General features: G+C 46.4%; 11 protein-coding genes and 1 tRNA gene. 1 reads left to right on the top strand and 11 read right to left on the bottom strand.

All coding sequences use genetic code 11. The annotated features are described in order from the left end of the window. Window positions 1–8 precede the first annotated feature (8 nt). From obgE to WBJ53_RS02695, 8 genes are all read right to left on the bottom strand, one after another. Complete coding sequence (gene obgE, locus WBJ53_RS02660) at window positions 9–1,019, bottom strand: GTPase ObgE (RefSeq protein ID WP_338874498.1); 1,011 nt, start codon at window positions 1,017–1,019, stop codon at window positions 9–11. 59 nt (window positions 1,020–1,078) lie between these two features. Beyond that, entirely contained in the window at window positions 1,079–1,654 is a 576-nt protein-coding gene (locus tag WBJ53_RS02665; RefSeq protein ID WP_338874499.1) for an adenylate kinase, read from the bottom strand. Between the two features lie 175 nt (window positions 1,655–1,829). Beyond that, window positions 1,830–3,575, bottom strand: coding sequence for a tetratricopeptide repeat protein (locus WBJ53_RS02670; protein WP_338874500.1), 1,746 nt, complete (start codon window positions 3,573–3,575; stop codon window positions 1,830–1,832). An 89-nt stretch (window positions 3,576–3,664) separates the two neighbouring features. Continuing rightward, entirely contained in the window at window positions 3,665–4,597 is a 933-nt protein-coding gene (locus tag WBJ53_RS02675) for a substrate-binding domain-containing protein (protein ID WP_338874501.1), read from the bottom strand. Between the two features lie 222 nt (window positions 4,598–4,819). Continuing rightward, complete coding sequence (locus tag WBJ53_RS02680; protein WP_338874502.1) at window positions 4,820–5,644, bottom strand: TonB family protein; 825 nt, start codon at window positions 5,642–5,644, stop codon at window positions 4,820–4,822. A gap of 7 nt (window positions 5,645–5,651) precedes the next feature. Then, a complete protein-coding gene (locus WBJ53_RS02685) occupies window positions 5,652–6,191 on the bottom strand; it encodes a biopolymer transporter ExbD (RefSeq protein WP_338874503.1) in 540 nt (179 codons plus the stop codon). A gap of 66 nt (window positions 6,192–6,257) precedes the next feature. Further along, on the bottom strand, window positions 6,258–6,884 hold the full coding sequence (locus WBJ53_RS02690) for a biopolymer transporter ExbD (protein ID WP_338874504.1): 627 nt from the start codon (window positions 6,882–6,884) through the stop codon (window positions 6,258–6,260). A 74-nt stretch (window positions 6,885–6,958) separates the two neighbouring features. Beyond that, window positions 6,959–7,792 carry a MotA/TolQ/ExbB proton channel family protein gene (locus tag WBJ53_RS02695; RefSeq protein WP_338874505.1) on the bottom strand — a complete coding sequence of 278 codons (834 nt, stop codon included), beginning with the start codon at window positions 7,790–7,792 and terminating at the stop codon, window positions 6,959–6,961. 623 nt (window positions 7,793–8,415) lie between these two features. On the opposite strand from WBJ53_RS02695, the gene WBJ53_RS02700 reads away from it, so the two are divergent. Next, on the top strand, window positions 8,416–8,640 hold the full coding sequence (locus WBJ53_RS02700; protein WP_338874506.1) for a hypothetical protein: 225 nt from the start codon (window positions 8,416–8,418) through the stop codon (window positions 8,638–8,640). A gap of 209 nt (window positions 8,641–8,849) precedes the next feature. On the opposite strand, the gene WBJ53_RS02705 is transcribed toward WBJ53_RS02700, so the two are convergent. The 3 genes from WBJ53_RS02705 to WBJ53_RS02715 form a co-directional block, all read right to left on the bottom strand. After that, window positions 8,850–8,923 (bottom strand) — tRNA-Pro (locus WBJ53_RS02705). 90 nt (window positions 8,924–9,013) lie between these two features. After that, on the bottom strand, window positions 9,014–11,410 hold the full coding sequence (locus tag WBJ53_RS02710; protein ID WP_338874507.1) for a M1 family metallopeptidase: 2,397 nt from the start codon (window positions 11,408–11,410) through the stop codon (window positions 9,014–9,016). A gap of 31 nt (window positions 11,411–11,441) precedes the next feature. After that, on the bottom strand, window positions 11,442–13,832 hold the full coding sequence (locus WBJ53_RS02715; RefSeq protein ID WP_338874508.1) for a M1 family metallopeptidase: 2,391 nt from the start codon (window positions 13,830–13,832) through the stop codon (window positions 11,442–11,444). Window positions 13,833–13,897: the final 65 nt, after the last annotated feature.

Consider the following 13,897-nt stretch of genomic DNA (forward strand, 5'->3'; position numbering starts at 1 on the left):
TGGTCTATTTATTCAGTTTGGTCAGGAGTTGCGGTCAAACGTTGCCAGATGCTGTCTTTTAACTCATTCAGCCCCTGATTACTGACTGCTGAAATAAAGGTTACGGGTAGTTTTTTAGGTAATATGTCCTGAATACGTGCCAATTCATCCTGATCGACAAGATCGATTTTTGAAATTGCCAATAAACGATCTTTATCCATCAACTCCGGATTATATTGCCGCAATTCATTGAGAAGCGTATTGTATTCCTGCCGAATATCTTCGCTAGTAGCCGGTACGATAAATAAGAGTATAGAGTTGCGCTCAATATGCCTTAAAAATCGTAAACCGAGCCCTTTGCCCTGCGATGCCCCTTCTATAATACCGGGGATGTCGGCCACCACAAACGATTTATAATCTCTGTAGGCAACGACTCCCAAATTAGGGACAAGGGTTGTAAAGGGATAATCTGCAATTTCGGGCTTCGCTGCCGATAACACAGACAGCAGCGTTGATTTACCCGCATTCGGAAATCCTACCAAACCAACATCGGCCAGTAATTTCAGTTCCAGAATAACCCATTCTTCAACACCCGGCTCGCCTGGTTGTGCATAGTCTGGAGCTTGCTGAGTTGAGGATTTAAAGTGATCGTTTCCTAAACCACCTCGCCCTCCGGGGAACAGAATTATTTCCTGCCCTTCTTCCGTAATTTCGGCAAGTTGTTCTCCTGTGTCGGGGTTTCGGGCAATTGTTCCTAGTGGAACTTCCAGAATTACATCTTTACCCTGAGCACCGCTACGCCGACCTCCTTCGCCAGCTGTGCCATTTTCGGCCTTCACGTGCTTGCGATATTTCAGGTGGAGCAGGGTCCAGAGCTGCGCATTGCCTTTTAAAATAATATGGCCACCTCGTCCACCATCGCCACCATCAGGACCACCTTTAGGCGTATGCTTTTCGCGTCGGAAATGCACTGATCCGGCTCCACCTGCTCCTGAACGACAGTTGATTTTTACGTAATCGATAAAGTTAGATGAAGCCATAGTTTATTTATTACTGTCAGAAAAGTTAGCTCTGAAAGAGGCAGAGTAACTAGAATCAATTAGCTGGCCTGCTCAATGTTCGTACAGATCAGGCTAAAGATGCTTTCGATATCGCCAATACCATTAATGGCAACAAATTTTCCCTGGTTGCTGTAATAGCCTGCCACGGGGGCTGTCTTGTCATTATATTCTTTCACCCGACGGCGAATCAACTCTTCGTTCTGGTCATCGGGGCGCCCTGATGTCTGGCCACGCAGGAGTAACCGTTTTGTTAATTCTTCATCATCTACAACCAGGGCAATCATGGTCGTAATGTGTGTATTATGCGCACTCAATAGTTGATCGAGTGCTTCGGCCTGAGGAACTGTTCGGGGGAAACCGTCGAAAATAAAACCTGCTGCCGACTGATTTTCTTCAAGTTTATTTTCAATCATGCCAATCACTACTTCATCGGGTACCAATAAGCCCTGATCCATGAGTTGTTTAGCACGTAGGCCTAATTCTGTACCTGCCGAAATCTGCGAACGCAGCAGGTCGCCAGTCGATAAATGAACTAAATTATATTTACGGATTAATTTCTCACTTTGAGTTCCTTTGCCGGCACCAGGAGGGCCAAACAATACAAGGTTAAGCATACGGCTTCTTTTAGTAGTGTCGTCCGGGGAAAAATTTGCGCCCGCAAAGTTACGATTCCACCCGGAAAATAATATATAGACTCCTCTTGCCTGGGAGGTTTTTATTAACTGGAAATCAAATAAAAAGGCGCAAACATATTGTTTGCGCCTTTTTACAATCAATCAAAAGACTGATTTAACTCTTTTTTGCAGTCGATTTTGCTGCTGGCTTGGCTGCTGGTGCCGCTTTGGGTTCTTCCATAGCCTTAAGTACCTGCTGGTCATTTGGATTCAATTCCAGTACTTTCTGGAAATACTCTTTAGCCTTTGCATCATCTTTATTCGCAATACTGAAACCAGCTAATGTTTTATAGGCTGTGATCAGGTATTTAGAATAATCGGTATTGTCAGCTGGATCTTTTTTGACCGTTGTCTGTTCGATAAATTTCTCAAAAATTGGAGTTGCTGCTGTACTTGCCTGTGCTGGATCTTTGGAATAGGCGTAGTAATTAGCCATGCCCCGATAATAGTAGGCAATGGGGTATGTTTTGCCATCAGCCTCAATTTTCTGCGCCATTTCAGAGAAGGCTGAATCAGCACCGAGGTAATATTGCTGCTTTAGTTGAGCAATCTGAGCTGAATCCATTGGAGCAGCAGAGCTATCACGACCTACGCGGGGAGCATACTGATAGTCGGCAAGACCAAGCCACAGATAATCGTTGTTTTGAGGCTTTTTGTCGTGCTGGATCGTTTTCTTATAGTAGGCAGCAGCTTTATCGTACTGTTTGTTATCGTAATATTTCTTGGCAATCTCACGATACAGGTTGTCGGTTGTATCTTCAGGGGCTGCTTTCTCCAGGTTTACAATGCTCAGCGAATCGCCCTCTGGCGTACCTAGTTGACCATAAGCACGGCCCAGATATTTGTAATCGTCATAAATTACTTTCTGGGGAGCTGTTGAAATGAACCGATTCAGCGACTGAACAGCTTCATTGTTTTTGTTCATTGCCGTATAAGCCCAACCATACATCCGGTCAATAATTGGGTTGTTTATTTTCCCTTTTAACTGATCAAGATAGGCTGTTGCTCCCTGATAGTCTTCGGCAAGAAACTTATAGCGGGCCACATCGAGCAATAATTCAGGATCGGTCGTACCGCTCTTTTGAATGTATTGCTCATAATAGCCTGCTGCAGATTTATAAGCACGCGAATTTGCCAGCGCATCGGCATAGGCCCGATAGGTAGGAGCAAATTCAGGATCGTTCTGGATAGCCAGTTTGAAATAATCCTGCGCTTTGGTATAGTTTTTACCACGGAGGTAAAGACGCCCAATTTTATAGTTCGCTTCGGCCAGATTTGGGTTAATGGCTAGTGCATTTTCATATTTCGAGATGGCATTACCACCGTCGTTTTTCAGAAAATAAGCATCGCCAAGTAGCATTTCAATCTCAGCGTTCTCGTTCTTTTTATCTTTCTCATCGGCAATCGTCAGCAATCGAATTGCTTCGGCAGGATCGTTTGTTTCTTCGAGGGTGTACATTTCACCCGCCCGCATCAGAACGTCCTGATTTTTGCTTTTGGTTGCCGAAACTGCCTCGTCGATCAGCGTTTTAGCAGTAGCACGATCTTTTTTGGCTAAAGCTACTCCTGCCAAACCAACATTGTTCAGTTGATCTTTTTTATCAGCAGCGGCTCCTTTTTCGAACGCTGCTTTAGCCTGATCAATTTGACCGCTTCTTAGATAGTAATAACCTAAATAGAATTGGTTCTCAGCTGATGGTGAACTTGTGGCTAGCTGCGTAAGCGTTTGGCCAGCTTTCGTAAATCGCTCGGCATCCAGATCTTTCAGTGCAGATTGGACGTCTTGCGCCATCAATGGAGCAGTTAGACTCGCCCCCACGAACAGGATGGTCAACAGCGATTTTCTCTGGTTGTTCATCATGTATTTCAGGTTGGAAATTAGAAAAAAGGTTTTATGAATAATAAACAATTGACAAAACTAAAAAATTGCGGTCAAACCAAAAAACTTCCTCATTTTCTTAGGTTCACCTCCCTATTATACGGTACGGATGGCCATAAACCTAGCTTATAAATAATGAGTGAGCCAGCATCCCGAATAACATAATTTACTAAGCCTCCGGCCAATCCTGGATGTGTTTCCCGGCTAAGTGCATACACAGGGCGTCGTAAGGGATAACGCTGCATGCCCAGATCTTCCTGAAAAGGCTGAAAATAATCGGCCCGGGTGGTTGGATTCTCTTTAGGCGATATACCCACTACCCGAAGATCTTTAGACAGTTCGGCAGTTAATGGCTCATCGCCATCACTTATCCAGTTAACGCCTATAAACCCTAACGCTGACGGATTTTTACGCACAAAGTCGATTACTTCCCGATTCGATTTAGCCGTAAAGATCCGCAAACCTGTTACGTCGGTAATACCAAACGTGTGTAGTACAAACTCTAAATTGCTGGAATTGTTGTTATCAAATACCAATGTAATTGGTAGTGGCTGACTTCCTGGCTTTAGTTGTGACCACTGTTTGATTTTGCCCGTAAAAATAGTTTTTAGCTGACTCATCGTTAGCAAACTATCGGTATTGGCCCGATTAATGATGAGTGCAACTCCGTCTGTTGCCAGTTTGGTTGCTGAGCCTACTATTTTGCTCTTGTCGAGAACCGCTTTTTCGTTTGCATTTAGTGTTCGGGTTGTGATAGCAATCCGGGCACTGTCTTTCAGCATTAGATTAATGGCTTCCTGCTCCGGTTTGTAGACCACCTTGAAATGAGCATCAGGATAAATACCCGAGTAAGCAGATGTCAGTTGAGTTACTAATGGCCGAAACGATTCGTCAGCAGCAATCACAATTGATCCTCTGGATGGGTTGTCGAGCGCTGTTTTCTTACTATCGCAACCGATGAGCCCAATCAGGACCAGAAGGCCCCAAATTCCGATTCTAATCATTTCCCCGAAAACCTTGGTAGGCTCTGTATGCCCTAAAACTTCCGTAAGCTAATAACAAGGCTGCCAGACCATATCGGAAAAAACCGGGTTCTGGAAACACGCCAAAAGACTGAGAGGAGGCAATCAGTGCGATGCCTCCTCCCAAGTATGCCAGCGAAGCCAGTACTGAAATATATAGTGTCAGCTTCGCTGGGCCTCGATCCCGTTCGCGCATAGACTAATCTATTCCAGCGTGAAGTTGATCGGCAGGTTGTATTTTACCCGCACCGGACGACCCGACTGTTTGCCTGGGCGCCATTTTGGCATCGCTTTTACAACGCGCTGTGCTTCTTCATCTGTACCAAAACCTAGTCCTTTCAGGATCGTTACATCCTGAATACTACCATCGGTATTAACAACGAAGCTTACGAATACCCGGCCCGATACGTTGGCACGCTGAGCTGCAGCTGGGTAGCGCAGGTTCTTACCAAGGTATTGACCCAAAGCGGCCATACCACCTGGAAACTCAGGCTGCTGTTCTACCACCGTAAAGATTTCTTCTTCTTTCGGGGCTGCTTCTACAGCCGCTTCCACTTTGGTTGGCGCTGCCGATGCTTCGGGTGCTGCAATGACTTCTTCTGCATTCGGATCGCCTTCCTGAGTTTTCTCGGCAGCAACAGCTTCCTTCAGCTCTTCTACGGCTGGTGGAGGTGTTTCTTCAGGTACTTCTTCATCTGGTTTTACTTCCGGCGGAAGGAATTTCACCGTATTCACCTTTGGTACTTCTACCGGTGGTGGTGGCGGTGGTGGCGGTTCGTTTGGATCAATTGGTGGAGGTGGAAGCTTCATCAGATCTACTTCTACCATTGCCTGTTCTTCTTTCTCAGGTGTTAAAGCCGTAATGATTGTAGGCGTAAGTACACCGAGAGTAAATAGAACCCCACCAATTATAAGCGCACGGGTTACGGTCTTCGGATAGGTCTTCCGCAGATCGTAGGCACCATATGCTTTGTTCCGATTGGCAAATACGATATCATCGAGGGTTGCCTGTGGATTCAGTTCTGCCATGGTGTGTCTATGCGTCTTCTAATTTTACTTTCTCCTTGAGCATTTTTTTCTCATCCGGCGTTAACTGATCAACCAGTGCATAACGCTTTGTTTTGGTGATAGCCATTTCGTCGAGCACATCAACCATGTTTTTATAGGTCGATTGCTTGGTTGGCTTAATTACCACAACAAATTTGTCGGCGGGAACTTTACGAGCATTTTCCTGGATAGCCTGGCGAAATTCGTAGCCATAGCCAACGGTCTTCACTTCGGGATCTTCATTGGCAGCCTTACCGAAAATGTAGTAGGCTTTATTGTCTTTCCCCAGAAAGATCGTCATTACGTTGGAAGCCTTAATAGGCTCCGTCTCTTCTGTTTTAGTTTTGTCCGGTACGTTGAGCGTCATCGAAGATGGCTTGCTCAAGGTGGTGGCCAGAATGAAAAAGGTGATTAGAAGGAATCCCAGGTCTACCATTGGCGTCATATCCACACGGGTTGACGCCTTTTTGGACCGTACCTTACCACCATCATGCTTACCACCACCACCACCGGTGTTAATTTCTGCCATGTTTTCTTAACAGATTCGCGTGGTGAAAATCAATGAGTTTATTTGCAATTGCTGTGCACAATCAAATCAATCGGGTTTCCAACCAGCCGGAGGGGCTTCAGTACCCGTAATGAGGTTGAATTTGTTGATATTTTGTGCCTGAAGCGTAGCTAATACATTTTTGAACTCCGGAAATTTGGCGAGGTTATCACCTTTCAGTGCAATTCGAAGTTTGTTATTAGCTTTTCTGGAATTGAATACCCAGTCCTTTAACTCGTTTGTAGCACCTGCACCGGTCGAATCAGTTGGAATTCCAGGCTGTTTTACTTTCGCCTGTTGTTCTTTGGACAGATTGAGATACGATTTCAACTGAGCAATAGGCAACCCAAAATTAGACATTAGAGCGAACTCTTTTTTCTCTTTTGGGGTGAACGTAATTCCTTTGGCTTCTGCAATGTTCTCCAGAGTGGCGATACGGGTATTCTGGTTATCTGTACCGAAATAGACTTTGCCGTCTCTACCAAGACCAATTGTCATGATATCATTATCGGGAACTTTTATTCCAGAGATGGATGAAGGCGTTTCAATAGCAGCGGCATCCTGCGACCTGAACTGAGCCGTCAGAATAAAGAACGTCAGCAACAGAAACGCAACATCGCACATAGCCGTCATATCCACAGTCGAACTAGCACGTTTAATTTTAACTGCTGGCATGAGTTGGTTTGTTTCTTCCTGCCCGAATAAATCGGGCAGGTGGGTTAATTTACATCAACTGTACTTGTTTCGGCTTAGTAATGAGCCGCAAAGTTTTGCTGAATGCTCAAGCCGATTTCATCAATGTTATAGGTCAGCACGTCAATACGGCTGGTGAAATAGCTATACATGATTGTTGCAATAGCAGCCGTACCGATACCAAGTGCCGTGTTTACCAGGGCTTCAGAGATACCCGTCGACAGAGCGCCTGTGTCTGGCTGACCAGTAGCACCCATAGCTGCGAAGGCCCGGATCATACCAAGTACCGTACCGAGCAGGGCGATCAGGGTTGATACCGATGCCAGCGTAGCAATGATCGTCAGGTTCTTTTCAAGCATTGGCAATTCAAGCGTGGTAGCTTCTTCCACTTCCTTTTGCAGAGCTACCAGCTTCTGCTCTTTGTCTAGTTGGGTATCCGTCGACAATTGCTGATACTTGAGCAAAGCCGTTTTTACAACGTTACCGATCGATCCTTTCTGCTTGTCGCACTCCTGGATGGCGGCTGCCACTTCGTTGCGGTCAAGAAGAGACTTTACCTTACGGACAAAGTCGTCGATAGAACCGGTACCATTTGCCCGACCGATGGTGATAAACCGCTCGATAGAGAACACTAACACGGTCAGGAAACAAGTAAACAGGATTGGTACAATAAATCCGCCCTTGTATACGGTACCGAAGTAGTCGCCGGGTAGTGGTTCTTTTGTGTTGTCACCTTCCTGGAAGTGGCTGCCATCACCAAAGACGAATATGTACGTCAGAATACCGATCAGCAGCAGAACTGGAATTACTAATGCAGGGTTTAAGCCACCTGACTTCTTTTTTGGTGCCGCTGCTTTGGCTGGTGCTGGAGAAGGAGTTTGTGTTTTCATTGGAACTGGACTGTAGGGTTAAATTTGAAAGTTGGTTTGCCCGGTAAAAAAAGCAAAAAATTTAGACTCTTTCGGTTTGTTCAGTTAAAAATTTGAGTGAAAGCCTTCGAAACCTCTACAAAACTAAGGTTTTTCTGACGAATACAATGCAAACGTATTAGCCAAATTTTCTTTGCTCTTTGTAATTCATTAATAATTACCTGCATATAACTAATATTGTCAGATCATTATTTTGAAACTGAATTGTCCGGTAAAGCCTTGTCTTTCAAGGTAACTACGGTTGATGCTCCTTCAGGTGACCAGCCAGTCGCTGAGATTTGGGGGGGCTTTGTTCATAAAATAATTGTTAAGAGTACCTTTCTTCACGAATGTACCTGGTGCTATAGCCTATAGATGCAGATAGCCTTATAATTGCACAAGCTCTCCCTAAAATATTTTTTTACCAGTAAATCCAAACAAGGCTCCGCGTCGTATGTTAAATTGATTATTGTTAAATAATTATAAAAATTTGTATTTTGCTGGCCTTTACAACGTTTAGTGTAGTATCAGTCGAGTAAACTAGACTGCGTATATGGGATTGACTTAAAGCCATGTTGTGTATATACTGTTTTCGAATCACGACTATGTTTACAACACTGGGCGTGACTACGTTCGATTTTTTTCAGCAATTGGTTGTTCTCTCAAAAGAATTGCCATTTGCTGACTGGCTCGTTTTTACTATGCTACTGGAAGTTATTGCCTTTTTTTGCGCAGCAATGACAACCCATGCTTTATTATCGCTTTGGCGAGGTACATCGTTCGTGAAAGATATTGTCGATTATGAACCCGAGCCAATTTCAATGAGCTAGGAAATACTGGATCATGCCATAGCAAAGTGGGCTAACTTCATGAAGTTAGCCCACTTTTTGCAAATACAGGAAAAGGCTCTTTGCTTGTCAGCCTTAAAATGCCAGAATTGAATGCTTAAGAATGGATTTGGGGAAGTGTTGAATAGCTGGACACTAATCAATATAGTAAAAAGCCGCTTATAGAATCTATAAGCGGCTACCAATCAATGTCGGGATGGCGGGATTCGAACCCACGACCCCTTGCACCCCATACAAGTACACTACCGGACTGTGCTACATCCCGAATTGGACTGCAAAGGTAGTGAAGAGAGTAGAATGAACAAGGGAGAATAAAGAAATTTTGTTATCTCTTGTTCATTCTACTCGCCTTGGTCTAGTTCTTACTACTTCCCTGCGCAGCTGGTGGCTGATTAGCACGACGTTGCTGTTGCATTGGGTTCGGGCCCTGAGGACCAAAACGTTGCTGTTGTTTGAAGAGTTGGAAACGAGTCGGTTCTGCTACACGCGGGAACGAATTGTTTTCGGTATCGATGTCGGCAATTTCCTGATAGGGATCAAGAGTCCACTGCTTCACTTTTTTAGGGGTCGCAATCACTTTTTTAACGGCTACATCGTTGAAGCGCCAGATTTCGGCCGGGAAGCGGGCAACTGAATCGGTGCCATCTTCAAACTCCATGCGAATGATGACCGGCATGGGTAAACCGCCTTTGTTCTTTAGCGAAAGCGTATAAAAGTTAGTACCGGCACTCTTCTCCAGTGTAGCACGTTCAGTTTCGCTCAATGAAGCCAGGTAATCCTGATATTTCTTCTTATCAGTGTCTGTAACGGCATACGGATCGTAGCTATTATAAAAATCCCGCATGGTTGAGTCTTTAGCTACAACTGTTTCGTCTTTCGTTGCCGCGTCGCGTTGTTTGCTGATCGTACCGGCCCGACGCATGGCTTCGGCTTTGGCAGCGGCCTTGGTTGCAACCGGATCGCCCGAATCAACCTGAAACCAGTCTACCTCAACCAAGTCCTGGTCGACGGGCTCTACTCCGTAGAACCAACCTTTCCAGAACCAGTCCAGGTCTACACCCGAGGCATCTTCCAGAGTGCGGAAAAAGTCAGCCGGTTCGGGCGATTTGAAAGCCCATCGACGAGCATACTCCTTGAAAGCATAGTCGAACAACTCCCGACCCATTACCGTCTCACGCAGAATGTTCAGCGCTGTGGCGGGTTTAGCATATGCATTGGGTCCAAGACTGATTACGTTGTCAGATGAGGTCATAATGGGCGAAAGAACCGATTTGTCAGATTTCATATAATCGACAATATCCCGTGGTTCTCCCCGGCGGGCAGGGAAATTGTAATCCCATTCTTTTTCAGCCAGATATTGGCAGAAGGTATTCAGTCCTTCGTCCATCCAGGTCCACTGCCGTTCGTCGGAGTTGACGATCATCGGGAAGAAATTATGACCCACCTCATGGATGATGACACCAATCATACCAGCTTTGGTTTGTTCGGAATACGTACCATCTGGTTCAGGCCGGCCGCCGTTGAATGAAATCATTGGGTATTCCATACCACCACCGGCCGTAGCGTGGCAGGAAATCGCTACTGGATACGGGTATTTTATTGTTCGGTTGCCATACGATTTCAGTGTATGTTCAACAACGCGGGTCGAGTACTGGCCCCAGAGCGGGTTGCCTTCTTTGGAGTAGAACGACATGCTCCAGATTTTGTGTCCATCGCCATAAACGTCGGTTTGCATAGCGTCCCAGATAAACTTGCGGCTGCTGGCGAAAGCAAAGTCGCGAACGTTCTGGGCGTTGAAAATCCAGGTTTTCTTCCCTTTCGTATCGCCAGGCTTCGCTTTTTCGGCGGCTTCGGCTTCGGCCTGCGTAACAATCACAACCGGGTTTTTCGATGTTGCTGCCTGAGCCAGGCGTTTTTGTTGTGTAGCTGACAGCACCTGTTTGTAGTTCTGGCATTCGCCGGTAGCACCAATTACGTGGTCGCTGGGAGCGGTAATGGCTACTTTATAATTACCGAAGATCAGCGTAAACTCACCCTGCCCCAGAAACTGCTTGTTTTGCCAGCCCGTTACGTCACTGTAGGCACATAGCCGGGGAAACCAGTGCGCAATGAAGTAATTGTAGTTGCCATCTTTGGCAAAGTACTCCATACCGCTTCGGCCATAATATTCCGTAATGAAATAGTTCCAGTCTACATTAAACGAATAGCTGCCACCGGGTTTTAAGGGTGCAGGCAGATCAATTCGCATCATCGTTTGATTGATCGTGTATTTGAGCGGATTGCCCGATTTGGCATCTTTAACGGCCGTAATCTTATAGCCATATTTATCAGTAGCCTGCTGGTTGCTCCGTTCACGAACTGAGGTCAGGTTTTGTAACTGCCCAAAGCTCATCCCATTTTCATTGACACCGCCCGTGCGTGTAACGCTACCGATTGAGCCTTTTGCAAACAAATTCTGATCGAGTTGCAGCCAGATAAAAGGTAGCTCATCGGTCGAATTGTTATGGTAAGTTACCGTTTCGGAGCCAATGATTTTCTGATTGGCGTCGTCGAGTTCAACCTTAATGTCGTAGTCGGCTCGATTCTGGAAATAATCTTTACCAGGGGCACCGGCTGCCGTACGGAACGTATTGGGTGTAGGCAACATAGGGCCAAGTTGCTCAAAACGAGTATTGGCGTTCTGAGTGGGTGCCTGGGCTAGTAAGACTGCTGACCATAGGGCCATACCAGCCATCAACACTGTTTTTCTCATAGTTTATCGGAAGTTAAGTTCTTGTTTTTGGTTAGTTTCGACTACTACCTTGTTGAGAGGGGTTTTTTGATTGCTGCCGTTGTTGCTGCATAGGGTTCGGAGCAGTATTGCCGCGTCCCTGCTGTTTGAAGAGCTGGAAGCGGGTAGGCTTGGCCACCGGCGGAAATGTATTGTCTTCGGTGTTGATGTCGGCAATTTCCTGATAGGGATCAAGAGTCCACTGCTTCACTTTTTTAGGGGTCGCAATCACTTTTTTAACGGCTACATCGTTGAAGCGCCAGATTTCGGCCGGGAAGCGGGCAACCGAATCGGTGCCATCTTCAAACTCCATGCGAATGATGACCGGCATGGGTAAACCACCTTTATTTTCCAGCGAAAGCGTATAGAAATTAGTGCCAGCTTCGGCCAGCAACCGTTCTTCGGCTGTTAACGAAGCCAGATATTCCTGGTATTTTTTCTTGTCTTCGTCCGTAACAGCATATGGATCATACTGGTTGTAGAAATCCCGCATCGTGCTGTCCTGGGCTACCACGGTCTCATCTTTGCTGAGCGCATCGCGTTGTTTGCTGATGGTATTCATCCGACGTTGAGCCGCAGCGCGGGCTTCGGCCTTCGTGATTTCTGGATTTTGCGAGTTTACCTGATACCAGTCTACCTTGGTTAGGGCCTGATCGACGGGCTGAACGCCCATGAACCAGCCTTTCCAGAACCAGTCCAGGTCTACACCCGAGGCATCTTCCAGAGTGCGGAAAAAGTCAGCCGGTTCGGGCGATTTGAAAGCCCATCGACGGGCATACTCCTTGAAGGCATAGTCGAACAACTCCCGACCCATTACCGTCTCACGCAGAATGTTCAGCGCTGTGGCGGGTTTGCTGTAGGCATTCGGACCAAACGTATTCGGCAAAATATTGTCGGAACTGCTCATGATAGGCACCTGCTGGGTCGAATCGAGCTTCATGTAATCGACAATATATTGCGGGTCGATGCCGTGGGCCGGAAAGTTCGCATCCCACTCCAGGCAGGCCAATCCTTCCAGAAAGCTGTTCAGTCCTTCGTCCATCCATGACCACTGGCGCTCATCGGAATTCACAATCATTGGGAAAAAGTTGTGTCCAACTTCATGGATAACAACCAGAATCAGAAAATTCTTGGTGCCTTCCGAATAGGTTCCATCGGCTTCGGGGCGGGCGCCGTTGAAGCACATCATCGGGTATTCCATTCCTCCAACCGGTCCATGAACCGAATAGGCAACCGGATAGGGATAGGCAATTGTACGGCGCGAGTAGGAGCGGAGCGTATGCGCTACGAGTCGGGTCGAATATTGCCCCCAGAGCGGATTCGCTTCTTTCGGATAGAGCGACATGGCCCAGACACGCTTTCCTTCTACAGTTGGATTGAGGGCATCCCAGATAAATTTACGACTACTGGAAAACGCAAAGTCACGAACGTTGTCGGCTTTATAGACCCAGGTTTTTGTGCCGGTTGGTTTACCTTTCTCGGCGGCTTCGGCTTCGGCCTGCGTAACAATCACAACCGGGTTTTCGCCTGGTTTATCGCCCTTTCCTTTAGCGTCATTCCAGCGTTTCTGCTGAGTTGCGGTCAGTACCTGGGTCGGATTCTGTAGTTCGCCGGTGGCACCAACAATATGGTCGTTAGGGGCGGTAATGGCTACTTTATAATTACCAAAGATCAGCGTAAACTCACCCTGCCCCAGAAACTGCTTGTTTTGCCAGCCCGTTACGTCACTATAGGCACACAGACGAGGGAACCATTGAGCAATTTCGTAGACATAGTTCCCGTCTTTCGGAAAAAACTCATAACCCGAACGACCTCCAACGTTTTTCGCATCGATAATTTTAAAATTCCAGTCAATGGAAAACGTTACCGATTTGCCCGGCGCAACAGCCTGTGGCAAATCAATCCGCATCATGGTTTCGTTGATGGTGTATTTAAGTGGTTTGCCTGTTTGATCACGTACGGAGGTTATTTTGTGCCCGTAGTCTTTCCCGGCTACGGCCGAAGCTGGATCAATTTGACGCATCGATGCACCGCGTTCGGCATTGATGCTACTGGTTTTAGCAATGTTGCCAATCGAATTGGGTTTGAACAAATTCTGGTCGAGCTGGAGCCACAGATAAGGCAGGGCGTCGCCCGAATTGTTATGGTAAGTAATTGTTTCGGAGCCGGTTATTTTCTGATTTGTATCGTCGAGCGTGGCCTTAATGTCATAGTCGGCTCGATTCTGGAAATAATCTTTACCGGGTGCTCCAGAGGCTGTACGAAACGTATTAGGGGTGGGTAACATGGGGCCGAGTTGCTCAAAGCGGGTATTGGCATGTTGTGTCCGGGAAGCCGGAGCTTGTGCCTGAGCAGACCATATCGAAATGGTTAAACTCGTTGCCAGCAAAATTATCTTTTGCATAAACTGAATTGTAGTTGTTGACTAAAGTGCTAAAAGTACAAAAAAAAGAGATTTTATAAACGGGT

Source organism: Spirosoma sp. SC4-14, assembly GCF_037201965.1.
Lineage (GTDB): Bacteria > Bacteroidota > Bacteroidia > Cytophagales > Spirosomataceae > Spirosoma.

Excerpts from the sequence above, each read along its gene's own strand:
- obgE (WP_338874498.1), bottom strand. The coding sequence starts at position 1,019 with ATGGCTTCATCTAACTTTATCGATTACGTAAAAATCAACTGTCGTTCA.
- WBJ53_RS02665 (WP_338874499.1), bottom strand. The coding sequence starts at position 1,654 with ATGCTTAACCTTGTATTGTTTGGCCCTCCTGGTGCCGGCAAAGGAACT.
- WBJ53_RS02670 (WP_338874500.1), bottom strand. The coding sequence starts at position 3,575 with ATGATGAACAACCAGAGAAAATCGCTGTTGACCATCCTGTTCGTGGGG.
- WBJ53_RS02675 (WP_338874501.1), bottom strand. The coding sequence starts at position 4,597 with ATGATTAGAATCGGAATTTGGGGCCTTCTGGTCCTGATTGGGCTCATC.
- WBJ53_RS02680 (WP_338874502.1), bottom strand. The coding sequence starts at position 5,644 with ATGGCAGAACTGAATCCACAGGCAACCCTCGATGATATCGTATTTGCC.
- WBJ53_RS02685 (WP_338874503.1), bottom strand. The coding sequence starts at position 6,191 with ATGGCAGAAATTAACACCGGTGGTGGTGGTGGTAAGCATGATGGTGGT.
- WBJ53_RS02690 (WP_338874504.1), bottom strand. The coding sequence starts at position 6,884 with ATGCCAGCAGTTAAAATTAAACGTGCTAGTTCGACTGTGGATATGACG.
- WBJ53_RS02695 (WP_338874505.1), bottom strand. The coding sequence starts at position 7,792 with ATGAAAACACAAACTCCTTCTCCAGCACCAGCCAAAGCAGCGGCACCA.
- WBJ53_RS02700 (WP_338874506.1), top strand. The coding sequence starts at position 8,416 with ATGTTTACAACACTGGGCGTGACTACGTTCGATTTTTTTCAGCAATTG.
- WBJ53_RS02710 (WP_338874507.1), bottom strand. The coding sequence starts at position 11,410 with ATGAGAAAAACAGTGTTGATGGCTGGTATGGCCCTATGGTCAGCAGTC.
- WBJ53_RS02715 (WP_338874508.1), bottom strand. The coding sequence starts at position 13,832 with ATGCAAAAGATAATTTTGCTGGCAACGAGTTTAACCATTTCGATATGG.